The following is a 22440-nucleotide window of genomic DNA, read 5'->3' on the forward strand; positions in this document are numbered from 1 at the left end:
GTGACAATGTTATAAACTAAAGGGAATCATATAAGGAAAGGGGAGTTTTTATTGCGAAAATTACCACAAAATCGTACATCGAATCCAAAGGCAATGCACCGCGCTAGTTTAACCTTTCGAATGAACGTCCTTTTCTTTTCAATATTTTTGCTGTTTTCTTTATTAATTTTTCGCCTAGGATTTTTACAAATTGTCAACGGTGATGATTATGTTCGTAAATTACAGGAGAAAGAAGAGGTACGTGTAAATACAAGTGTACCGCGCGGCCGAATTTTTGACCGTTATGGGCGAATTTTAATTGATAATCAGCCAGAAAATGCAATTACTTACACGAAAATGCAAACGACGAAACAAGCGGAAATGCTCGAAGTTGCGAATAAGTTAGCTCATTTAATCGAACAGCCAACTGATAAAATTACACAACGTGATCAATTGGACTTCTGGATTCTTCTAAATAATGAAGAAGCAAAGGCGAAAGTAACAAAAAATGAAATGGATGAATTCCGAGACAAAAATGAAGACCTTGAAAAAAAGGAGATCAATGCAGAGTATGATCGACGAATTCGTGAGCGGATAACGGATGAAGAGCTAGCGCAAATGACAGAATTTGAACTGGAAGTGTTAGCGATTTATCGTGAAATGATGACTGGCTATAACTTATCTCCACAAATTATTAAAGGTGAAAATGTAACGGCCGATGAATTTGCACGTGTTTCCGAAAATTTAACGGATTTACCAGGTGTGAATACGACTACGGATTGGAAGCGCGTTCGATTATCTCCATTAGCGGTTTTAGGACGAACGACCGTACCGAGTAAAGGGGTGCCGAAATCTGACTTAAATCACTATTTAGCACGCGATTATTCGCGAAATGATCGTGTAGGGGAAAGTTATTTTGAAGCACAATACGAAGAAATTTTACAAGGCGAAAAATCAATCGTCAAAAACTTAACGAATAAAAAAGGTCAAGTTGTCGAGACGGTTACAACCTATGACGGGGAACCGGGAAAAGATTTAGTTTCTACGATTGATATTGAATTGCAACAAAAAGCGGATGAAATTTTAGAGCGCCAATTGCTAGAACTAAAGTCTAGAGGAGGCTCTGAATTATTAGATCGTGCTTTCATGGTTTCAATGAATCCAAAAACGGGTGAACTACTTTCGATAAGTGGGAAGAAAATCGAAAAGGATAAAGAAACAGGTAAGCCGTATATTGTGGATTATTCTTATGGTACTTTTACGACGGCTTATGAGGCAGGTTCCATAGTTAAGGCTGCAACAGTATTAATGGGGTATAATGAGGGCGTCATTACACCGGGGACAGTTATGCTCGATGCACCAATGCGAATCGGAAATATTACATTAAATACCCTATTCAATAAGCATGGCAGTGTTATGCTAGATGATTTAACGGCATTAGAGCGCTCTTCCAACGTGTATATGTTTAAAATTGCGATGGGTGTCGGTGGACGAACATATTCACCAGGTATGCGATTTAGTTTACCAAAAGGTACATTACAAACGATGCGCAATGAGTATGCACAGTTTGGACTAGGTGTACCGACAGGAATCGATTTACCAGGAGAAGCGATTGGTTACCAGGCGGATCCTGATACAGATGTCAAGTTACTAAACTTAGCAATTGGTCAGTTTGATACGTATACACCAATGCAAATGGTGCAATACATTTCAACGATTGCCAATGGTGGTTATCGCATTCAGCCACGCATGCTGAAAGAAATCCGTAAACCTTCCAAAGATGGTGAAAATTTAGGTCAAGTAGTTGATGAAGTAACGCCAACGATTTTAAATCGTATCGAAAATACGGATGCTGAAATTAAACATGTTCAAGAAGGCTTACGTCGCGTTTATTTTGGCTCTAGGGGTGCGGCGCGTAAACAATTTGAAACAGCAAAATACACAGCTGCTGGTAAAACAGGTACAGCCCAAGTAGTTTATTACGGACCTCAAAAAGAAAAATATGGTACAGATACGATTAATGTCGTTCATGTCGGGTATGCACCATTTGAGGATCCAGAAATTGCTTATGCGATTATTTATCCATGGGCAACGACGAATTTTAGTGATAGTAATTACTTATCACATGGGAATGTAACGGCGAGAGAATTTTTAGATGCGTATTTTGAATTAAAGCAAAAATATGCAGAAGAAGGGTTATCTGCTAGTAAAGTAGAAAAACCAATTATTAAAGATTCGGATGAAAAGCTAGAAGAAACAGATGAAGTAAAAACAGTTACCGAGTAAAATTAAATTCCGTAGTGAAAATGCTACGGAATTTTTATCTTTATTTGAAAAAGTTAATATGTATACGAGGAGTTTGAAAATGAGAAATAAAATTTCGCACGGAATCGTTTTTTTGGGCGCTATTAGTAATGCCATTATTTTAGCATCTATGAATATATCTATATGGATAATCATTGTAACAACAGTTATTTATGTGTTTATTTTTGAATTAATTATCTATTCATTAGGACCGCGTTTAGTACGTGCTGAGCGGGAACGAAATGTGAAAACATATCCTTTTTTACGAGAGCTTGTTAGTGCAAAAAAAGCGACCGTAACATTAAAGGACGGCACGAATATTTACAATGCAAAATTTGAAGGCTATGCAAATGAAAAAGATGCAAAAACGATTTTATTACATATTGCAACGATCAAAACAAAAAAGGAACCATCTAAAATACAGGAACAAGAAATCAAACTAGCTGATATTGCGAGTGTGAAGAAAGTACAATAGAATATTTAGGCAGCTGCTGAAGTCCTAAAACCAAAAATCCATCACCTTGAAAAAAGTGGTGGATTTTTAATATGCAAAAAGCTAACCCACCGAGACCCACTCATACGAAACCCCTCCCCCTTTACAATTCGAACAATCCTTTACATATCCTTTACGAATCAAATATATCCTCTCAACAAATTATCATTATAGTGAGAACTGTAAGAAAAATTCATTTTAAAACAAGCGGAGGAATTACAAATGAAAAAGTGGCAGTACTTAACATCAACAGCATTACTAGGCTCAGCATTACTATTAGGTGCATGTGGTGGAGAAGGCGATTCATCACAACCTGCAAAAACGGGTACAGATCAAGCGCAAGCAGCCGATGCACAATTAGCAGGTACAGTTGCAGGTGATGGTTCATCTACGGTAGCCCCAATTACAGAAGCGTTAGTGGAAGAGTACGCAGGTGTACAAAAAGATGTACGCGTATCTGTTGGTGTATCGGGTACAGGCGGCGGATTCGAAAAATTCATTAATGGTGAAACAGATTTCACAAATGCTTCTCGTCCAATTAAAGAGACAGAAAAGGAAAAATTAGCGGCAGCAGGCATTGATTTCACTGAATTTGAATTAGCCTACGACGGTTTATCAGTAGTAATTCATCCAGAAAATACATGGGCAAAAGAGTTAACAGTTGATCAATTAAAGAAAATTTGGGTTGAAGACGGCACAACTAAAAAATGGTCGGATATCGATCCATCTTGGCCAGCAGAAGAAATCGTATTTTACTCACCAGGTGCTGACTCAGGTACGTATGACTACTTTGATGAAGTTATTTTAGACGGTGAAGATATTGTGAAAAGTGCGACATTATCTGAAGATGACAACGTATTAGTACAAGGCATTACAGCAGATAAAAATGCGATTGGTTACTTTGGCTATGCGTATTACTTAGAAAACCAAAACAAGTTACAAGTTGTTACAATTGATGGCGTAGAGCCGACGAACGAAACAATCGAATCGGGTGAATATTCACCATTATCTCGTCCACTCTTCATTTACTTTAAAAACAGTGCAATTAAAGACAACGAAGCAGCTTATGACTTTATGAAATTCTCTTTAGAACATGCAGGAGAAATGGCTGAAGTTGTTGGGTATGTAGGTCTTCCAGATGAAAAATATGATGAAGGCTTAAAGAAATTAGAAGGTTTAAAATAATAGTGCTAGAAAAGCGTGTGGGGTAGGTATCCTGCCCCGCAATTTCTATTGTTCAAGGAAGGAGTTTTACCCATGACTTCTAAGCAGCAAGAGTCATCACCGGTCCAACAAATGATTGCAAAGTCTCGCAATCGCAAAGGAAAGAAAGTGATCGAAAAAATAATCCCTATCGGTTTATTTTTAGCAGCATCGATTTCGGTACTTACGACTTTTGGGATTGTATTCACATTAATATTTGAGACAGTCGAATTTTTTACACGTGTGTCTATAACCGATTATTTATTCGGTAAGGAATGGCTGCCGTTTTCAGGGAAAGAGCCACTTTACGGAATATTACCGCTCATATTAGGTACATTTAAAGTAACGTTGATTGCTATATTAGTAGCCGTTCCGTTCGGCTTAGGAGCAGCAATTTATTTAAGTGAATACGCATCAGAGCGCGTTCGCAAAACGATTAAACCTGTATTAGAAGTTTTAGCAGGTGTGCCAACTATAGTTTACGGATTCTTTGCATTAACATTTGTGACACCCATTTTACAAGCTATTATTCCTAGTTTAAAAATATTTAATGCAGTGAGTCCGGGGATTGTCGTTGGGATTATGGTATTACCGATGATTGCTTCGATGTCTGAAGATGCGATGAGCTCAGTTCCGAAATCGATTCGTGAAGGGGCACTTGGTTTAGGGGCAACGAAACTAGAGGTATCTCTAAAAGTTGTTTTACCAGCTGCGTTATCGGGTATTATTGCATCGATTGTACTTGCTGTGTCTCGTGCGATTGGCGAAACGATGATCGTATCATTAGCAGGTGGATCGACGCCGAGATTTGACTTTGGTGTGACGGATTCGATTCAAACGATGACGGCCTATATCGTACAAGTAACAACAGGTGATGCTGGGTACGGTACAACGATTTACTACTCGATTTATGCAGTCGGTTTCACATTATTTATCTTTACATTAGTGATGAACTTACTTGCTACTTATATTTCAAAACGATTCAGAGAGGAGTATTAAAATGCGCTATTTACAACAAGAACATGTGATGAAGCGGATGAATAAACGCCTCGTCTGGAATCGGGTTTGGAAAGGTGTATTTATTGCGGCAACAAGTTTTGCATTACTCGCAATAGCCATTTTATTATACCGAATTCTCTCACAAGGAATGGGCTATTTAAACTTTGATTTTCTAACAAACTTTGCATCGCGTATTCCTGAAAATGCAGGGATCAAAGCGGCATTAGTTGGATCTCTTTGTTTAATGGCAGTCGTAGCACCTGTTTCGATTATTTTAGGTGTCAGCACAGCCATTTATTTAGAAGAATATGCAAAGAAAAATAAATTGAATGATTTTATTCGCATGAACATTTCCAATTTAGCAGGTGTTCCGTCGATTGTATTCGGATTACTTGGTTTAACGATATTTGTTCGTATGCTCGGTATGGGAAAAAGTATTTTAGCGGCAGGATTAACGATGAGTTTGCTTATCTTACCTGTCATTATCGTAGCGGCACAAGAGGCCATCCGTGCTGTACCAAAAGATCAGCGGGAAGCTTCGTACGGGATGGGGGCTACAAAATGGCAAACGATTATACGTGTTGTCATACCAGCAGCTATTCCAGGCATTTTGACGGGTAGTATATTAGCGTTATCACGTGCGATTGGGGAAACAGCGCCACTTGTTGTTATCGGGATTCCGGTCATCCTACAGTTTTTACCAACAGGCATGCTCGATACGTTTACCGCATTACCGATGCAAATTTTCGACTGGGCAAAACGTCCACAAGAAGAGTTCCAGTACGTAGCATCTGCGGGGATTATCGTGTTAATGGCGGTACTTATCTTTATGAACTCTATTGCGGTGTTCATTCGAAATAAATTCCAAAAACGTTATTAGGAGATGAAAAGATTGGTTCAAATCTTAGAAAAACAACAAACGAAAAGTCCAATTATTCAGCTAAATGAGCAATCAACTGTCATGGAATCGAAGGGCTTCAATCTTTGGTACGGGGAACATCATGCGCTTAAGGATATCAATTTAGCTATGAATGAGAATGAAGTAACGGCAATTATCGGTCCTTCAGGCTGTGGGAAATCGACGTATATTAAAGCGTTGAATCGGATGGTAGAGCTTGTTCCGATTGTTCGTACAAATGGTGAAGTGAACTACCGTGGACGCAATATTTTCGAAAAAGGTTATGAAGTAGAGGAATTGCGTACAAAAGTAGGGATGGTGTTCCAAAAGCCAAACCCGTTCCCGAAATCGATTTATGACAATATCGCCTATGGACCACGTATTCATGGCATTAAAAACAAGAAAATTTTAGACGAAATTGTTGAAAAGTCATTGCGCGGGGCAGCAATTTGGGATGAAGTAAAGGATCGTCTAAATCAAAATGCATATGGCCTATCAGGCGGTCAGCAGCAGCGTATTTGTATCGCACGTTGTTTAGCGATTGAGCCAGATGTCATCTTAATGGATGAGCCAACAAGTGCGCTTGACCCGATTTCCACATTAAAAGTGGAAGAGCTTGTGCAAGAAATGAAAGAAAATTATTCGATTGTTATCGTTACGCATAATATGCAGCAAGCAGCGCGTATTTCAGATAAGACCGCATTTTTCTTGAACGGTGAAGTGATTGAATTTGACCAAACCGATACAATTTTCTCAACTCCGAGCGATCAGCGTACGGAAGATTATATTTCTGGTCGATTTGGCTAAGGGAAAGGTGAGTGGAAAAAATGGTTCGTGAACGTTTTGAACATGATTTAATTACGGTACAGCAAGATTTAATGGAACTTTGTGATAAAAGTGTCGATGCATTAGAGCTTTCATTTAAAGCATTTTTGAATAAAGATATTGATTTAGCGCTCACTGTTATTGATATGGATTCACAAATTAATCATTTAGAAGAAGCGATTAATGACCGTGTGATTTTATTACTTGCTAAGCAGCAGCCGGTCGCGACGGATTTACGCCGTTTAATTGTTGTCATTAAAGCAGCGTCCGACATGGAGCGAGTTGGTGACTATGCAGTAAATATTGCGAAAGATACGATACGTATTGGGAAAGATCCATTTGTTACAAGTATCGAGCCGATAGAGGAAATGTTCCATAAAACGGTGTCAATGCTACGCCATATTATTGAAGCATTCATTGAAGAAAATACGGTGAAAGCAAAGGAAATTGCCGAGCTAGATGACCAAGTGGATGCACTATACGGCAGTACGATAAGTCATTTAATGAAGCTCAATGTGTCGAATGAACATGTTGCACAAATTACCAATTTATCGTTCATTTGCCGTTATGTAGAACGTTGTGCAGACCATGCAACAAATATCGCTGAGCATTTATTCTACTTAGTGAAAGGCAAGCATTATGAATTAAATAATTAACTTGATTTAGTGAGGTCCCCCCACTGAATCAAGTTAAGCCCCGGCGGATGTCACAGATTTTTTAAGGGTGTTTTTCGAGCGAGCTCGAAAAAAATCTGGACTAAAGTTAGTCAAGGCGTAATTGATTGGACTCAAGTATAAGAGGAATTATCTTCTTATGCTTTTTTGTATTTCATGTAAAATAATAGAAAATACAATATTTTGAAACGTGTGGCCTGTGACAATCGTTTAACAAGTAGGAAGGGGGAGAGGGACTTGGAATTAGAGCAAATTATCGAGGAATACAGCAATCATTTATTACGTCTTGCTTATTTTTATACGAAAAATCAAGCTGCCGCAGAAGATGTCGTACAAGATGTGTTAATCAAGTTTTATCAATCCAATTACGAAGAACGTGGACAAGTAAAAGCTTATTTAACGACAATGACGATTAATAAAAGCAAGGACTACTTAAAAAGCTGGGCATACAAGAAAATCCAATTACAAACAAAATGGTGGATGAAAATCTCGGACCCAGATCATGTTGTACAGCAAGAGGAGCGCTCAAAAATTGGGGCAGCCATTTTAAAGCTGCCATTAAAATATCGTGAGCCAATCATTTTGTATTACTATGAGGAACTGCCAATCCAGCGGGTAGCGGAACTGTTAGAGCTCCCAGAAAACACAGTGAAAACCCAATTACGACGTGCACGCGAGCAGTTAAGACCTACATTAGAAGGGGAATGGGAGGTGCTGAACCATGAATGATTATAAACGCGCTTTAAATGAAGTGGCAGGGGATATGAAAGAGAGTGAGCGACGGTTAAAAAATAAATTATTGCACAACAAATCACCGAAACGAAAAAAGCCTTTTTTCCTTATTCCAGTAAGTATTACAGCTTTATTTATGATGTTAATGGCAAGCTGGTTTATGACAGAGGTTAAAGTTAATACAAAGCAGGCGAGTTCAAGCATTGAGGAAAATGGAATTTTATTTGATTTTTATATCGCGAAGGAGCAGCTACCATTCGGGGAGAGTGGGAATTATAAGGAGGTTGGCTTTAGTAATTATCTACAAGCACTCGGTGTTTTGGAGCTTGCAAAAAAATATGAGCTAACCTATAACGATGAAGAATACAAAGAGCAATTTGATCAATATAGCCAATATTCAGATCCAGAAAATATGGGGCAACAAATATTAGAGAAGGCTAATATTAGTCAAAAGCAATTTGATGAGCAATTATTTCCTATGTTGATTGAAATAAGTATTTATCGGGAAAAATTAAAGGCTGTATGGTTTGAAAAATTCCCTGTGATGAATGATATGAGTGTCGGAGCTTATACGGTTCAACAAGCAGAGCTTTATATGGAACAGCATTTTGCAAGGGAAATCGAACTTTTTCAGCAAAAGCATCAAATAGCACCAAGCGTTATTTATGGAAATATGCCAATAACTGGTGTTGTCGCAGCGGTAAATGATAATGTTTTTTATTTTATTGAAAATATGTCAGCTCAGGAACTTGCGACACTTTCAGAGGAGCAAATATTTAATCAGCCTGAAGATAAGCTAGCTTCTTGGATGATGAATGGTAAAGAAGTACCTGTACAAGTAGGGGACTATATTAAACTGAAATATTATGGTCCGAATATTCTGGATGATAAAAATGAGCAAGCGATTTCGATAAATGAAGATATTAAAGTACTTTTGCCGAATGAGCGAGCGAGTGAAATTCAAGAAGTGACATTTGCGGAGGATGCACGTCAACAAATGGAGGACCTACTTCAAAATAAAGCTTGGGAAGATCGTATTTTTACCTCTATTTATAATAAACCGAAATACATCGTCCATACCAATGACACATCCTATACGATTTGGGAAAATAACCGAAAACAATTCATCGTTATGCCATTTGGACAGTCCAACGTTTGGGTTATGTATCATAGAAGTAGTGAAAAATTGAAAGCATTAATCGAAGAAAATGTCACAAAGTAATTTATTCCATGTTTACTTCCGTGCTACAATGTGAAAGAGTAAAGTAATAACAGTCGGTGAGCAATCATTATCTATAAGCAGAGGAGCAAATTAACATGATGAAAACAGAAGTATTTGAACAATTAAAGCAAGCGATGAGAGATAAAGACGCTTTAGCAAAAGGTGTTTTAACAATAGTGAAATCGGCATTGGATTTGGCGGAAAAAGAAAAGGGTGCGGTGCTTTCTCCAGAAGAAGAAATCGCTATCGTTAACCGTGAAATTAAGCAAACGAATCAATCACTTGAAGGTGCACAAAAAGCAGAGCGTGCAGATTTAATTGAAAAAGAAGAAGCAAAATTAACGATTTTAAAAGCCTTTTTACCGAAGCAATTTTCAGAAGAGGAAATCATTGCTGCGCTACAAGAAGCAGGAGTTGCAGCAGGCATGAATATGGGCGATGCGATGAAAATTGCCAAGCCATTATTAGTAGGAAAAGCAGATGGTGCTGCGATTTCGAAAGCAGTAAAAGCTTTAATATCTTAATCGTAATGAACATTCATACAAGGAGGGGTTCCTTATGAATTTACATGACCAAGTTAAATTATATGAGCCGTATAATGAGCAGGAGCAAAAGGATCGTGAGTTAATATTACGGGCAATGGGTACGTCTGTAGATGTGTTAACGCGCAATAATGAAATTCTCCATTTTACGGCATCTGCGTTTGTATTTAACTGTGCACGTACGCATGCACTCATGGTGTATCATAATATTTATCAATCTTGGAGCTGGGCTGGTGGGCATGCGGATGGCGAACCCGATTTACTGAAAGTTGCCCAACAAGAAGTGATTGAGGAAACTGGTGTTTCAAAGGTCAATGTCTTAACAGAACAAATCATTTCTTTAGATATTTTGCCAGTTATAGGACATGTGAAAAATGGAAGCTATGTAGCACCTCATTTACATTTGAATGCAACGTATGTATTTGAAGTGGCAGATGATGAAAGTTTACACGCAAAGCTTGATGAAAATAGCGCGGTCGGCTGGATTCAAGTGGATGAATTAGCTGAAAAATGTGCTGAACAGCATATGGTACCACTTTATGAAAAAATCATTCAAAAAGTAAAAGAATTAGAACTTTAAACGATAAAAAGGTATTTTGACTTAACATCAAAATACCTTTTTTCGTTTCTTTCAGCAGAAGTTTCATACTGTTATTTAGGCATTTATACCTTCTTCAAAATTCACTTTTCGAATACGCATTTGATCATGAAAGCGTCGTACGTCTCGGTAAGTAAGCGTCCGAGCGGGTGTGCGTAAATCGTCCACATCCATTTGGAAATGCTCAATACGGCCCTTTGGCAAATAAATTAATCGCTGGAAAGGATTAATCGCAAGTGCATTTGAATATTTTCCAAAGGCAGTAAGATTATGTCCTGGATCAAAGTATAAATTAAGTAATGCCCGATTATGAGCGATTGCGTGAGGTGTGTTACAGCTATACCAAATGTCCTTAAAAGTAACGCCAAGCAACACAACGTACTCTAAAGCCTCTTGAACAGGAATTTGAACAGCATTGTCAGCTTTCTCATGAGGGAGCTGATAAACTTTTATATTCGAATCAAAAGCATGCAGCTCATGGTAAATGAGGGGAATTACAGGAATTTTTACTCGATCCTTTAATACTAAGTTTAAAGGTGGTTTTTTAGCAGTTAAAAAGACAAGATTTCTTGAAAAATAAGAAAGGTCTTTTCCAATTACTTGCTGGAATTGTGTATTTTCATTAATCACGGCATAATACATGTCACAAAATTGGACAATGCGAAATTTATTTTTGTCATAAGGGCTCGTTTGGATATAATCGATGCATGATTCTATTGTGTCAAATCCTTCATAGAAATGATAGCTACTATAAATAGATAACAGCCATTCGCGGCACAAGCTATCTTCTGTTTCAAAACCAAGTGTTTCTCCCACAATTGATCTAGAAGTAATTAATTTCCCATCAAAAAGTCGTAAAAAACGAATCTCAATTAAATGTTGAACAAGTCGGATTTCATAGTCCACCTGTGAAATTGTAGGTAACATGTACATCTTCCTTTCAAAACTTTCAATCATCATTATAACATATATAGCAGTTCATACGGTTGAATTGATTCATATTCTATGGTAAAATTATCTCGAATTAAAGATAAGTAGAATCGAGATAAATAGAAGGTAGGGATTGGATTATGGAATTTTCAAAATTAATTGACAAAAGACGTTCGGCAGCTAACTTTATGGAGGGGGTAAAGTTAACAGCAGCAGATTTAAAGCCTGTTTTTGATGAAGTCAAACTCGCGCCTTCAGCATTCAATCTTCAACATACAGAATATGTCGTTGTTTTAGATGAGGACACAAAAGAAAAAATGCGTGAAGCAGCATACGGGCAATATAAAGTACATTCATCTTCTGGTGTCATCATCGTCACGGCGGATCGCTATGCTTATAAACAAACTGCGTGCATCAATCAAGGGATGGTGCATTTAGGTGTTATTAACGAAACACAGTTGGAGCAAACGGTAGATGAAAACACAGCGTTTTATGAATCGCGCGGCGAAGAATTTATGAAAGAAGATGCGATTCGAAATGCGTCACTTTCTGCTATGATGTTCATGTTAGCTGCTAAAAATCGAGGCTTAGATACATGTCCGATGATTGGCTTTGATAAGGAAAAGGTGCGTGAATTATTAAACATTCCAAATACGCATGAAATTGCTTTAATGATTACAATTGGTAAAGAAAAAGAGAGCAGCAGAAATTTACGAGGTTATCGCAAGCCAACAGAAGAATTTGTAAGATTCGTTTAAAATGGATTGCAAATCAATTAGAAATTTAAATAAATTTCACAAAACTTCATATGGCTATGCTAAAATAACTTTGTATAACCAAAAGGGAGGCTGTTTTTAATGGCAAAAAAAGTGAAAGAATATACAATCGCACCTGAGCGTGTGGAAGAAGCATTAAACGTTCGTGATCGTATGGTGATTGAATTATTAGTGCAAGTATTAGACGAGCAATTAGTTATTGAGCGCCCAGTTTTACAAGAGCGTTTACAAAACCTAATTGAATTATCTGGTCACGATCGTGAGTTAAAAGATACATTACACGGCTTAACGAAAAAACTTTAATTTGATTCAGCTGAGGTTAACTCCTGCCGAATCAAATTAGAGCCCCGGCGGATGTCACAGATTTTCAAGAGAATTTTTTCAAGCCAGCTCGAAAAAAATCTGGACGCAATTACGCCGAGGCGTAATTGATTTAATTACATACAGGCAACTTGTATGGAACGGCATCTGATATTATAGATGCCGTTTTTGCGTGCTATCGTCCGTATGTTCATTTGAACCGTATATTTCACACTTTTGATATATTATGTTTATTTTAGCTCACTTTTAGGTTTGAATTGCTATTTTTCGACACATTACTTCGGTATACTAATTTTGCTTCATTAAAAAAATAAGTAGGAGGGTTTCACATGACAAAAGAGTGGAATACACAAATTACCGATGAAATTCTTCATTTTTTATATAGTCATTTTGCGTTTCAAGCTTTACAGGAGCATGAACAGCAACAATTTATTACCCAATTTCAGCACAATGCGCAATTTATAGAAATCGTGGAAATTTCCAGTATGTTGCAGGAATCGATTTTTGAACTTGAAGCAATGATGCCAAAAATTCAGGACAAAGATATTTTATTACCTCCAGAATCGTATCAACAATTGATGAAGGATCAAACCGTTGTTTCGGATAATATTTATTATGTACCGTTTGGACAAAACGAACAACTGTATTCACCGATCGTCATTGCCCTTCAACAATCAGACTCGATGAAAGACATGGAAGCGTTCTGCAAAGGGACAATTTTACCTATTTTTAATTTAAGTGCGCGACAAAAACGTGATTTAGTTATCATTCCATTTGGTCAAACCGTTGGAAAACCACTTTATTTTCATCATGCGCACCTCCAACCATCACTTTTTGCTGATTTTATTGAAGGGAATAAAGCTGGGGAGGCGGAAATTCTACCTGTTTTAAACACAGCACTTGAATTATTGCAGCAAAATCCGATTAAAAACGAAGCAGAGCTCATGATTATTACAGATAATCACTATACAGATTTTGCAGCGTTTTCTAAAAGTGATATCGGGCAAAAACTGAAACAGTTAGGTGTCGAAATATCGGTCATTGCAATGAATGAAAAAGACTTCGACGCCCAGCCAATTCAATTTGCACATAAAGTCTTTTTTGCAGAATATTAATTTATGCGAACCCTCATATATACGTGGGTTCGTTTTTTTTGCGTCAAATGAACAATTATGGTGAGAACATTTCATCGCACAATCAGTACAAATGTCTAAAATTAGCGAAAGGAAAGTGTTGAATAATCAGATAAATTAGTATATAAAATAGTTAAATACTAATTTTTGGAAGGGTGCGGATTATATGTATCAAACGTATTGCAGAACTTTTCAAAGCTCCATGAAAGTAGGGATGAAATTTTTAAATTGGCGCAAACCCGTGTTACTAGAAGGTCCGGATAGCCTATTGAAATTGCCAGAATTAGTGAAGAGCCTCCAATATGAGCGGATTTTAATTGTTACGGATGCAGGTATTTCGAAAATACAGCTAATGGACCCACTATTAGAGGCGTTCAATGCACATGGGATTTACTATTCGGTTTATGATCAAACGGTAGCAAATCCGACGATAGATAATGTAGAAGAAGCGCTCATGCTGTATCATGCCTTGCAATGTGAGGCGATACTTGCGTTTGGTGGAGGTTCCCCCATCGATTGTGCAAAAGCAGTTGCAGCAAGAGTAGCAAGACCAGATAAAGAGCTTTCGCAAATGAAAGGCTTATTTAAAGTTCGTAAAGATACACCGACCTTATTTGCCGTACCAACAACAGCGGGTACTGGGAGTGAGGGAACGGTTGCCGCGGTTATATCCAATAGTGAAACACATGAAAAATACGCTATTAATGATCCTGTGTTAATTCCACATTACGCGGTATTAGACCCGTTATTAACGGTTAATTTACCAAAAAATCTTACGTCTACAACAGGGATGGACGCATTAACACATGCAGTGGAAGCGTATATTGGAAGGAGCAATACGGAAGAAACAAGGAAATTTTCACGGGAAGCAGTAAAAATAATTTTTAAATATTTAGTTAGGGCGTATGAAGATGGCAGTGATTTAATTGCGCGGACACAAATGCAGCGTGCTTCATATTTAGCTGGATTAGCATTTACACGTGCTTATGTAGGGAATGTTCATGCGATTGCCCACACATTGAGTGGCTTTTATAATGTACCGCATGGTTTAGCGAATGCCGTTATTTTACCGCATGTGCTGAAATTTTATGGTGAGTCGGCAACAAAGCCATTAGCTGAGTTAGCCAATTTAGTGGGGATTGGGCAATTTGGTGATAGTGATGAAAAAAGAGCGTCTTTATTTATTGAGGCGATTGAACAATTAAATCAGCGCATGGCTATCCCAACCAAAATTGAAGGGATTGTGAACCGTGATGTCCCTTTAATGGTCGAGCGGGCGTTAGATGAAGCGAATCCGTTATACCCTGTACCGAAAATTATGAATAAAGATGAAATGTTTTATATTTATCAAATCATTCAAGCATAACAAAACAATGCCTCATCTGACTATATATCAGAGGGGGCATTGTTTTTGTAATTAGGGCTTATTTATCTATTTGTGCATCGAAGTAGTTGAGTAAACCTTGATAGATCCCGAGTGTCGCTTGTTCACGATAATAATCGGTCGTAATTGCACGCTCTTCTGTTGGATTACTTAAATAACCTAATTCTAGTAAAATTGCATTTTGGCGGTTTTCTCTTAGCACTAAATAATCACCAAAGCGTGCACCGCGATCTTTTAACGAAACTTTAGAAGCAATTCCACCATGTACATATTCAGCTAATTCTTTTTGATAGCCATTTGTGTAATATGTTGTAAAGCCGTGTACCGAGTTATCTTTAATCGCGTCATAATGAATGCTAATGAAAGCATCGGCTTCTGCTTGATGTGAAACAGCAACACGTTTTCTAAGATCGATAAATACATCGGATTCGCGTGTCATTACAACATCTGCCCCAGCAGCTTGAAGTTTGGACTTCAATAGTTCCGCTGTCAAAATGGTAATATCTTTTTCAGCTGTTCCTCTTGCCCCTGTTGTCCCCCGATCATTCCCACCATGCCCCGCATCGAGGACAATCGTTACACCTTTAAGCGAACCTTTTTTGCGTTCGGCTTTTTCCTTTTCTTTATCGCGAGTTGTTTGAATGACCTCAGTATTTGTTGTAACTACCCAATTCGCAACATACGCTTGTTGTCCATCGTCCAGTTCAATTTTATACCATTCATCCTGCGTTTCTAAAATAGAAAAAGTTTGTCCAGCATCGACACGAGAGACAACATTGGACGCAGTAGAAGCTTCTTCACGTAAATTCGTGCCGTTGTATATAATCGTAATTTTCTCAGCTTTTTTTGTAGGGCTTTCTAAATCTTGCTGTGCATCTTGCTTTGTAAACGTACCATAAAAGCTGTAAACCCAACCTTTTTTCTTTTTCTCATATTCAATCTGCACCCAATTATGGTCGCGGCTAATCACTTTGAATTGCTGCCCCATTTTCGCCGTTCCTAATTTTTTGGCTGTTAAATCCGCATTTTTACGGATATTCACTTCATTGACCGTAATCGTAAACGTATTTGGATCATTTTCCGTAAGTGTTGTCGGTGCTTTGTTCGGTTTTTCTTTTTCTTCCGTTTTTGAAGTAGGCATTTCTAAAACTGTTGCATCCTTGACCGTCACATAATTTGCCGAAACCCAACCCGTATAGTCACCAACTTGAATTTGAATCCAATCAGGCTGCTCTTTTAAAAATTGCGCTTCTGTACCAGATGCTAGCTTTGTTAAAATAGCAGCAGATAGGGAAGGCTCTGCACGTAAATTAAGTGAATCTACTTGTGCAATAATTGTTTTTTGAACGGATGCAGCAGTAGGTTTTTCCAATGATTTCACAAGCCACGAAGCAACCCATCCTTCCTGCTCGCCAACACGTACTTGTAGCCAGTCATCCTGTGTGGAAATGGCCGTTAACTTTTGACCATCTTGTAGCGTTTCAATAATAGGATAAGATAATCCGGGTCCCTCACGTAAATACAAAATCTCAGCATCGACAATGAGATCCTCGTCATCTGCGAATACATTATGTATTGCTTGCGTGCTTGGGAAGAATGTTGTCAGTAAAAGGATAAAGATGAGGCTGATCGCCAATTTTCCTTTACGCATATTTTCCCTCCTTGAATTTTTATCATTAATTTTGCTTATATATACCACTCTATTATAAAATCAAAAGTACTACAAAATATATAGTTTTTTTAAAATAGTTGACATCTGTTGTCGACATCATTAAGATTAACGTTAACTTAACTAATAAAACAATGCCAATGACCAAATAAGTAGCGGCTACCAATGCTGACTAGAGAGGGAAAGACACAGGCTGAAATCTTTCCTACAGTATGTAACATGCGAAAAACACTTGAGAGGCGTTTTCCCGAAATTTCGACACTTGAAATCGTAGGGAAAGACGGAATCGGCCGTTATCCGAATTCGAGAGGATGTAGCAATACATCAATTAGGGTGGAACCGCGGAACTCATATTTTGAGCTTTCGTCCCTTGCAATTTATTTGCAAGGGACGAGAGCTTTTTTATTTTTCTGATAAGTATCTATGTTTCCGCGAATGCGCTGTTCTTAAAAATATGGTCAAAAGAGCTATGAAAGGAGTGCTTTATATGAATTTTAAAGTACCTAAAGGAACACAGGACATTTTACCAGGACAAACGGAAAAATGGCAAAAAGTCGAACAAACAATTCGTGAACTATGTAATGTTTACCGCTATAACGAAATCCGTACGCCAATGTTCGAATCAACAGAGCTATTTCAACGAGGTGTTGGTGATACAACGGATATCGTGCAAAAAGAAATGTACACATTTATTGACAAAGGCAATCGTTCTTTAACATTACGTCCAGAAGGTACAGCATCAGCGGTCCGTGCGTATGTGGAACATAAAATGTTTGGTAATCCAAATCAACCTGTAAAGCTTTATTATACAGGTCCGATGTTCCGTTACGAGCGTCAGCAAGCAGGCCGCTACCGCCAATTCGTGCAATTTGGTGTGGAAGCAATCGGTTCAGCAGATCCAGCCATTGACGCAGAAGTAATGGCACTTGCAATGGATGTGTATACATCACTTGGTTTGAAAGATTTAAAATTAGTCATTAACTCACTTGGAGATAAGGATACACGCGATGCACACCGCACAGCGCTAATTAACCACTTCAATCCAGTAGTTGGTGAACTTTGCGGCGATTGTCAAAGTCGTTTAGAAAAAAATCCTTTACGTATTTTAGATTGCAAAGTAGACGCGAAGCACCCAGCAATGGCAACTGCTCCAGCATTAACAAATTATTTAACGGAATTCTCTTCAGAATACTTCACAAAAGTAAAAGGTTACTTAGATGTATTAGGTATTTCTTATGAAGTAGATCCGAACTTAGTACGTGGTTTAGATTACTATAACCACACTGCATTTGAAATTATGATTACAGGCGATGGTTTTGGATCGATTACAACACTTTGCGGTGGCGGTCGTTATAACGGCTTAGTAGAAGATATTGGTGGACCTGAATCTCCAGGTATCGGTTTTGCGATGTCAATCGAGCGTTTATTATTAGCGCTTGAAGCAAAAGGCATTGAGCTAGAGACAGAAAATGTATTAGACATGTATATTGTCGTAATGGGGGATGAAGCGAAGTTAAAAGCAGTGGAACTACTAAGCTCATTCCGTGCAAAAGGTATTTCAGCTGATATTGACTATGCAGACCGCAAAATGAAGGCGCAAATGAAAGCAGCGGATCGTGCGAATGCAAAATTTGTACTAGTACTAGGTGAGTCGGAGCTAGAAGAGCAAGCAGTAAATGTGAAAGCAATGGCAACAGGGGAGCAGCAAAAAGTAGAGTTTGGTCACCTTGTTCAATATGTTTTAGAAAACAAATAGTAAGTGGAGGAATAAAAAATGGCACAAAGAACACATGCGTGTGGCGAAGTAACGGCTGCACATGAAGGACAAGAAGTAGTATTAAAAGGTTGGGTGCAAAAACGACGTGACCTAGGTGGATTAATTTTCGTTGATATGCGTGACCGTGAAGGGATTGTTCAAATCGTATTTGGCGACCAAGCGAAAGATGCATTAGAAATAGCGAACAAAATTCGTAATGAGTACGTAATCGAAGTGACAGGTAAAGTTATATTACGTGATGCTTCTCAAGTAAACAAAAATATTAAAACAGGTGAGATTGAAATTTCGGCGACATCATTAACGATTATTAATGAAGCGAAAAACCCACCGTTTGCGATTGATAATAATGTGGAAGTGGCGGAAGATTTACGTTTAAAATACCGTTATTTAGACTTACGCCGTCCGGTTATGTATGACACATTTAAAATGCGTTCAGATGTTACGCGTACAATTCGTAACTTCTTACAAAATGAAGGTTTCTTAGAAGTAGAAACACCAATCTTAACGAAATCAACACCTGAAGGCGCGCGCGACTATTTAGTTCCATCACGTGTTCATGATGGCGAATTTTATGCATTGCCACAATCACCACAATTATTTAAACAATTATTAATGGTCGGCGGATTTGAGAAGTACTTCCAAATCGCACGCTGCTTCCGTGATGAAGATTTACGTGCAGACCGTCAACCTGAATTTACACAAGTCGATATCGAAACGTCATTCTTATCAATGGATGAAATTATCGCAATGAATGAGCGTTTACTGAAGCAAGTAATGCAAGATGTAAAAGGTATCGAAGTAGCGACACCATTCCAGCGTATGGGTTACACAGAAGCAATGGACCGTTTTGGATCAGATAAACCAGATGTGCGCTTTGGCTTAGAGTTAAAGCAATTATCGGATATCGTGAAAGACAGTGCATTTGGTGTATTTGCGAATGCAGTTTCAAATGGCGGCGAAGTAAAAGCGATTAACGTAAAAGGTGCTGCGGCGAACTATTCGCGTAAAGATATCGATGCGTTAGGTGAGTTTGCAGCTGTTTATGGAGCAAAAGGTTTAGCTTGGTTAAAAGTAACGGAAGAAGGCTTAAACGGTCCAATCGCGAAATTCTTTGAAGGAGAAGCAGCGACTGCTATTTTAGAAGCAACAGAAGCAACAGCGGGTGACTTACTATTATTCGTAGCCGATAAATCTTCTGTCGTGGCAGATGCATTAGGTGCATTACGTTTAAAACTAGGTAAAGAGTTATCGTTAATCGATGAATCAAAATTCGAATTTATTTGGATTGTAGACTGGCCATTATTCGAATACGACGAAGCAGAAGGACGCTATTATGCAGCGCACCATCCGTTCACTCGTCCATTCGATGAAGACCTTGAACTAATGAATACAAATCCACAAGCAGTACGTGCACAAGCGTATGACATCGTGTTAAATGGTTATGAGCTTGGCGGTGGTTCATTACGTATTTATGAGCCAGATTTACAAGCAAAAATGTTTGAATTACTTGGATTCTCTGAAGAAGAAGCAAAAGCACAATTCGGTTTCTTATTAGAAGCATTTGAATACGGCGTTCCTCCACATGGTGGTTTAGCTATGGGTCTTGACCGCTTAGTAATGTTACTAACAGGACGTACAAATTTACGTGATACAATTGCATTCCCGAAAACAGCGTCTGCAAGCTGCTTATTAACAGCTGCACCATCAACTGTTTCAGATGCACAATTAGAAGAATTAAGCTTAAAAGTTACTGCTGTAAAAGCGGAGAAATAAAGTATAAAAAGCGTAAAATCACTTTGTTGATTTTGCGTTTTTTTCACTTTGTACAAATAGGTATGAGGATCTAGCTTTAAATGTTGTAGATGAAGTCCTTTTTTAACGAGAAATGTGTTTTTTCTAGTAAAATACTAACATTTTAAAAGAGAGTGTATTTTTAGATTGAATTTTCTGAATAAGGGTGATAAGATATGTTTAACACGAATCCTAAGATGTTCGTTTGAAATGTTATTTTACGCTTTTGACCGAACAATTAATCGTTGGGAGCTTCTGATTACCGCTGAAGCAAACATGCCCCATTTATTTTTACCGAGCGGGACGTTTAATGTAGCGACTAGAGCACCCACCTACTAGAATGTGGGTTCAAAACGATGTTGGTAACATACGGCATAGTTGGGATTCGTCCATATCCTTGTCTAAAACCTTTCTAACTATAGGGAGGTTTTTTTGCGTGAACAAACCAATTAGTCTAGTAAAGTAGGGATAAGTTAGTAATGGTCGTAAAAAAATTAAATAGAAAAAGCAGCATCAAAATAAAAATGAAGCTGCCCAGCGGATGTTGTGTGAATTATTTTGTTGTGATAGATACAATTGATAAAGCTTCATCAAATGTAATGTTTGCACTAAGTGACTGACTTACAAAACGCAACGGTACCATTGTTGTACCTTGATAAATTTCAGCGGCTTGATTTAAATCAATACCACTGGTAACACCATTTGCTTCGATATAAGCTTTTTTATTTCCTACGCCAATGACTATTTTTTTATTATCTTTGTAGGCTGTTACTTTTTTCGTTGCATTGTCGTAAGCAAGGGTTGCGCCAAGTGACTCAAAAATTGCTTTCATCGGCACTAAAGTAGTGTTGTTTTTAATATAAGCGCCCGGATTGTAATTTTGCGCTACGTTATTAATATAGACATCGGCCATAATTAACACTGGTTTTGGTGCACTTACATATGTTTGTTTAGGAGCCGTGTATTTTGGAGTGCTTGAAGAGATTGAAGAGCTTGAGCCACTGCCGCCGTTATGATAGTGATACCCTGTGCAAAGACCTTTTGCTATAGATTTATCAGAACAGTTATGACCACCCTTACTATCCGTTCGACCTGAATGTGCATCGGCGATTAATGATGGCGATAATAATAGAGATAACATTGCGATAAATAAAACGAACTTTTTCATATAAATCCTCCTATATATCAAATATGTAAACATTATACTTTAAATAGAGAATAATAACATTGTTTTCCGAAAATAATATTTTAGTCTAAGGGACAGTTGTATTAGCATAATTGTTATTTAGAAATTGGAAAAATCAATATGAAAAAATGAGGAAAACTATTATATGCTATAAAGAATTATTTTTATTAAGATAACTTCAAAATTATTGTAGTTTAGTAAAATCAATAAATTGCCGTTTAACTCATACATAACTCCACACAATCCGTACAAGCTATGTTTGGAGGAGGTGTTTTCGATGAACGAGCCAAATGTCACGAAGGCAGGTACAAATATTGATGCGGTCAAGAAACTAAATGCTATGTCAGGTCTTTCCTATAATGATGTGAAGGCGAGATTGGCACAGGCAGCGCAAGTAGAAACCGCTGATGAAATTCCACTTGAAGAATTAAAAGCAAATGCGGCAGCGGAAAGTAATAATTATAGATTAAATCAAGCGACTGGCAGCATTCATTTAAAAAAAGATGGGTTAACGTAATTTAGGGTCATCCACACACTTTTTGTCATATGTATAGTAAGAAGGAGTGATGTGGATGATTTCGTGGGAAAATATTGAAGTGCAAGGGCGCAAATTTTCGGCGGTTACAGTAAGACTTCCGAAAACAACATTACTGACCATTTCGAATCATGTTGGTTATATTATGTGCGGTGCTTTAGATGTTAACCTGTTAAATGAAAAATTAGCGGATCGTAAAATTATCGCGGGTCGAGCAGTTGGTGTGAAAACAATTGAAGAGCTGCTCGAGGCACCGCTAGAATCTGTTACAACAGAAGCAGAAGCATTTGGAATTGTTGCAGGTATGCGCGGTGTCGAAGCGTTACTTAAAATGAAATAACAATAACCATATTAAAAAGGTCACAGCTCAAATGGGGACTGACCCCAAAAATATAGACAAATAAAAAAAGCATCTTCGATTGAATTCGGGTTTAGATACCTAAAATTCAACTAGGGGGTGTTTTTTTAT

22 protein-coding genes, 1 other RNA gene and 1 other annotated feature are annotated in these 22440 nt (G+C 37.9%); of the genes, 20 read left to right on the forward strand and 3 right to left on the reverse strand.

The features are described 5' to 3' along the window. The first annotated feature begins 51 nt into the window (after window positions 1-51). From ACQKIH_RS04720 to ACQKIH_RS04770, 11 genes are all read left to right on the forward strand, one after another. On the forward strand, window positions 52-2265 hold the full coding sequence (locus ACQKIH_RS04720; RefSeq protein WP_427763694.1) for a penicillin-binding transpeptidase domain-containing protein: 2214 nt from the start codon (window positions 52-54) through the stop codon (window positions 2263-2265). A 79-nt stretch (window positions 2266-2344) separates the two neighbouring features. After that, window positions 2345-2758, forward strand: coding sequence for a hypothetical protein (locus ACQKIH_RS04725; RefSeq protein ID WP_057984086.1), 414 nt, complete (start codon window positions 2345-2347; stop codon window positions 2756-2758). A 240-nt stretch (window positions 2759-2998) separates the two neighbouring features. Continuing rightward, window positions 2999-3961 carry a PstS family phosphate ABC transporter substrate-binding protein gene (locus tag ACQKIH_RS04730; RefSeq protein WP_427763695.1) on the forward strand — a complete coding sequence of 321 codons (963 nt, stop codon included), beginning with the start codon at window positions 2999-3001 and terminating at the stop codon, window positions 3959-3961. A gap of 72 nt (window positions 3962-4033) precedes the next feature. Beyond that, window positions 4034-4978, forward strand: coding sequence for a phosphate ABC transporter permease subunit PstC (pstC, locus tag ACQKIH_RS04735; RefSeq protein ID WP_057984083.1), 945 nt, complete (start codon window positions 4034-4036; stop codon window positions 4976-4978). Window position 4979: 1 nt separating this feature from the next. Then, complete coding sequence (pstA, locus tag ACQKIH_RS04740) at window positions 4980-5858, forward strand: phosphate ABC transporter permease PstA (RefSeq protein WP_427763697.1); 879 nt, start codon at window positions 4980-4982, stop codon at window positions 5856-5858. Window positions 5859-5939: 81 nt separating this feature from the next. Next, entirely contained in the window at window positions 5940-6683 is a 744-nt protein-coding gene (pstB, locus tag ACQKIH_RS04745) for a phosphate ABC transporter ATP-binding protein PstB (RefSeq protein ID WP_427763726.1), read from the forward strand. Window positions 6684-6703: 20 nt separating this feature from the next. Beyond that, window positions 6704-7357: a phosphate signaling complex protein PhoU gene (gene phoU / locus ACQKIH_RS04750; protein WP_057984076.1), complete on the forward strand. Its 654-nt coding sequence runs from the start codon at window positions 6704-6706 to the stop codon at window positions 7355-7357. A gap of 255 nt (window positions 7358-7612) precedes the next feature. Then, a complete protein-coding gene (locus ACQKIH_RS04755) occupies window positions 7613-8104 on the forward strand; it encodes a sigma-70 family RNA polymerase sigma factor (RefSeq protein ID WP_427763699.1) in 492 nt (163 codons plus the stop codon). After that, window positions 8097-9329: a PH domain-containing protein gene (locus tag ACQKIH_RS04760; protein WP_427763700.1), complete on the forward strand. Its 1233-nt coding sequence runs from the start codon at window positions 8097-8099 to the stop codon at window positions 9327-9329. Before ACQKIH_RS04755 ends, ACQKIH_RS04760 begins: the two co-directional genes overlap by 8 nt. A gap of 95 nt (window positions 9330-9424) precedes the next feature. Beyond that, window positions 9425-9853, forward strand: a complete 429-nt coding sequence (locus ACQKIH_RS04765) for a GatB/YqeY domain-containing protein (protein ID WP_427763701.1) — start codon at window positions 9425-9427, stop codon at window positions 9851-9853. 34 nt (window positions 9854-9887) lie between these two features. Then, entirely contained in the window at window positions 9888-10451 is a 564-nt protein-coding gene (locus tag ACQKIH_RS04770; protein ID WP_427763703.1) for an NUDIX hydrolase, read from the forward strand. 75 nt (window positions 10452-10526) lie between these two features. On the opposite strand, the gene ACQKIH_RS04775 is transcribed toward ACQKIH_RS04770, so the two are convergent. Then, window positions 10527-11396, reverse strand: coding sequence for a hypothetical protein (locus ACQKIH_RS04775; RefSeq protein ID WP_427763705.1), 870 nt, complete (start codon window positions 11394-11396; stop codon window positions 10527-10529). Window positions 11397-11539: 143 nt separating this feature from the next. On the opposite strand from ACQKIH_RS04775, the gene ACQKIH_RS04780 reads away from it, so the two are divergent. From ACQKIH_RS04780 to ACQKIH_RS04795, 4 genes are all read left to right on the forward strand, one after another. Beyond that, window positions 11540-12157 (forward strand): nitroreductase family protein, encoded by a 618-nt coding sequence (locus tag ACQKIH_RS04780; protein WP_427763706.1) that lies wholly within the window; start codon window positions 11540-11542, stop codon window positions 12155-12157. Window positions 12158-12256: 99 nt separating this feature from the next. Next, window positions 12257-12478 carry a hypothetical protein gene (locus ACQKIH_RS04785; protein WP_057984067.1) on the forward strand — a complete coding sequence of 74 codons (222 nt, stop codon included), beginning with the start codon at window positions 12257-12259 and terminating at the stop codon, window positions 12476-12478. 347 nt (window positions 12479-12825) lie between these two features. Further along, window positions 12826-13611, forward strand: coding sequence for a vWA domain-containing protein (locus tag ACQKIH_RS04790; RefSeq protein ID WP_427763708.1), 786 nt, complete (start codon window positions 12826-12828; stop codon window positions 13609-13611). 184 nt (window positions 13612-13795) lie between these two features. Next, entirely contained in the window at window positions 13796-14995 is a 1200-nt protein-coding gene (locus ACQKIH_RS04795) for an iron-containing alcohol dehydrogenase (protein ID WP_427763710.1), read from the forward strand. A gap of 58 nt (window positions 14996-15053) precedes the next feature. Here the strand turns inward: ACQKIH_RS04795 and ACQKIH_RS04800 are convergent, their stop codons facing one another. Continuing rightward, window positions 15054-16664 (reverse strand): N-acetylmuramoyl-L-alanine amidase family protein, encoded by a 1611-nt coding sequence (locus ACQKIH_RS04800; protein WP_427763712.1) that lies wholly within the window; start codon window positions 16662-16664, stop codon window positions 15054-15056. A gap of 149 nt (window positions 16665-16813) precedes the next feature. Beyond that, window positions 16814-17056, forward strand: a binding site (T-box leader). 113 nt (window positions 17057-17169) lie between these two features. On the opposite strand from ACQKIH_RS04800, the gene hisS reads away from it, so the two are divergent. From hisS to ssrS, 3 genes are all read left to right on the forward strand, one after another. After that, window positions 17170-18438, forward strand: coding sequence for a histidine--tRNA ligase (gene hisS, locus ACQKIH_RS04805; RefSeq protein WP_427763713.1), 1269 nt, complete (start codon window positions 17170-17172; stop codon window positions 18436-18438). Between the two features lie 18 nt (window positions 18439-18456). Further along, on the forward strand, window positions 18457-20232 hold the full coding sequence (gene aspS / locus ACQKIH_RS04810; RefSeq protein ID WP_427763714.1) for an aspartate--tRNA ligase: 1776 nt from the start codon (window positions 18457-18459) through the stop codon (window positions 20230-20232). A 204-nt stretch (window positions 20233-20436) separates the two neighbouring features. Further along, window positions 20437-20639, forward strand: a non-coding RNA gene (ssrS, locus tag ACQKIH_RS04815) — 6S RNA. Window positions 20640-20803: 164 nt separating this feature from the next. Here ssrS and ACQKIH_RS04820 read toward each other — a convergent pair. After that, window positions 20804-21418 (reverse strand): copper amine oxidase N-terminal domain-containing protein, encoded by a 615-nt coding sequence (locus ACQKIH_RS04820; protein ID WP_427763716.1) that lies wholly within the window; start codon window positions 21416-21418, stop codon window positions 20804-20806. A 295-nt stretch (window positions 21419-21713) separates the two neighbouring features. On the opposite strand from ACQKIH_RS04820, the gene ACQKIH_RS04825 reads away from it, so the two are divergent. Then, entirely contained in the window at window positions 21714-21953 is a 240-nt protein-coding gene (locus ACQKIH_RS04825) for a hypothetical protein (protein WP_057984052.1), read from the forward strand. A gap of 55 nt (window positions 21954-22008) precedes the next feature. Continuing rightward, window positions 22009-22311, forward strand: coding sequence for a YunC family protein (locus ACQKIH_RS04830; RefSeq protein ID WP_427763717.1), 303 nt, complete (start codon window positions 22009-22011; stop codon window positions 22309-22311). Window positions 22312-22440 lie beyond the last annotated feature (129 nt).

It is taken from the genome of Solibacillus cecembensis, from assembly GCF_050272495.1.
Taxonomy (GTDB): Bacteria; Bacillota; Bacilli; order Bacillales_A; family Planococcaceae; genus Solibacillus; species Solibacillus cecembensis.

Coding starts and splice junctions, on each gene's coding strand:
- ACQKIH_RS04770 (WP_427763703.1), top strand. CDS start 9,888: ATGAATTTACATGACCAAGTTAAATTATATGAGCCGTATAATGAGCAG.
- phoU (WP_057984076.1), top strand. CDS start 6,704: ATGGTTCGTGAACGTTTTGAACATGATTTAATTACGGTACAGCAAGAT.
- ACQKIH_RS04830 (WP_427763717.1), top strand. CDS start 22,009: ATGATTTCGTGGGAAAATATTGAAGTGCAAGGGCGCAAATTTTCGGCG.
- ACQKIH_RS04730 (WP_427763695.1), top strand. CDS start 2,999: ATGAAAAAGTGGCAGTACTTAACATCAACAGCATTACTAGGCTCAGCA.
- ACQKIH_RS04725 (WP_057984086.1), top strand. CDS start 2,345: ATGAGAAATAAAATTTCGCACGGAATCGTTTTTTTGGGCGCTATTAGT.
- ACQKIH_RS04790 (WP_427763708.1), top strand. CDS start 12,826: ATGACAAAAGAGTGGAATACACAAATTACCGATGAAATTCTTCATTTT.
- ACQKIH_RS04780 (WP_427763706.1), top strand. CDS start 11,540: ATGGAATTTTCAAAATTAATTGACAAAAGACGTTCGGCAGCTAACTTT.
- ACQKIH_RS04775 (WP_427763705.1), bottom strand. CDS start 11,396: ATGTTACCTACAATTTCACAGGTGGACTATGAAATCCGACTTGTTCAA.
- ACQKIH_RS04765 (WP_427763701.1), top strand. CDS start 9,425: ATGATGAAAACAGAAGTATTTGAACAATTAAAGCAAGCGATGAGAGAT.
- hisS (WP_427763713.1), top strand. CDS start 17,170: ATGAATTTTAAAGTACCTAAAGGAACACAGGACATTTTACCAGGACAA.
- pstB (WP_427763726.1), top strand. CDS start 5,940: ATGGAATCGAAGGGCTTCAATCTTTGGTACGGGGAACATCATGCGCTT.
- ACQKIH_RS04760 (WP_427763700.1), top strand. CDS start 8,097: ATGAATGATTATAAACGCGCTTTAAATGAAGTGGCAGGGGATATGAAA.
- pstC (WP_057984083.1), top strand. CDS start 4,034: ATGACTTCTAAGCAGCAAGAGTCATCACCGGTCCAACAAATGATTGCA.
- ACQKIH_RS04820 (WP_427763716.1), bottom strand. CDS start 21,418: ATGAAAAAGTTCGTTTTATTTATCGCAATGTTATCTCTATTATTATCG.
- ACQKIH_RS04825 (WP_057984052.1), top strand. CDS start 21,714: ATGAACGAGCCAAATGTCACGAAGGCAGGTACAAATATTGATGCGGTC.
- aspS (WP_427763714.1), top strand. CDS start 18,457: ATGGCACAAAGAACACATGCGTGTGGCGAAGTAACGGCTGCACATGAA.
- ACQKIH_RS04800 (WP_427763712.1), bottom strand. CDS start 16,664: ATGCGTAAAGGAAAATTGGCGATCAGCCTCATCTTTATCCTTTTACTG.
- ACQKIH_RS04795 (WP_427763710.1), top strand. CDS start 13,796: ATGTATCAAACGTATTGCAGAACTTTTCAAAGCTCCATGAAAGTAGGG.
- pstA (WP_427763697.1), top strand. CDS start 4,980: ATGCGCTATTTACAACAAGAACATGTGATGAAGCGGATGAATAAACGC.
- ACQKIH_RS04785 (WP_057984067.1), top strand. CDS start 12,257: ATGGCAAAAAAAGTGAAAGAATATACAATCGCACCTGAGCGTGTGGAA.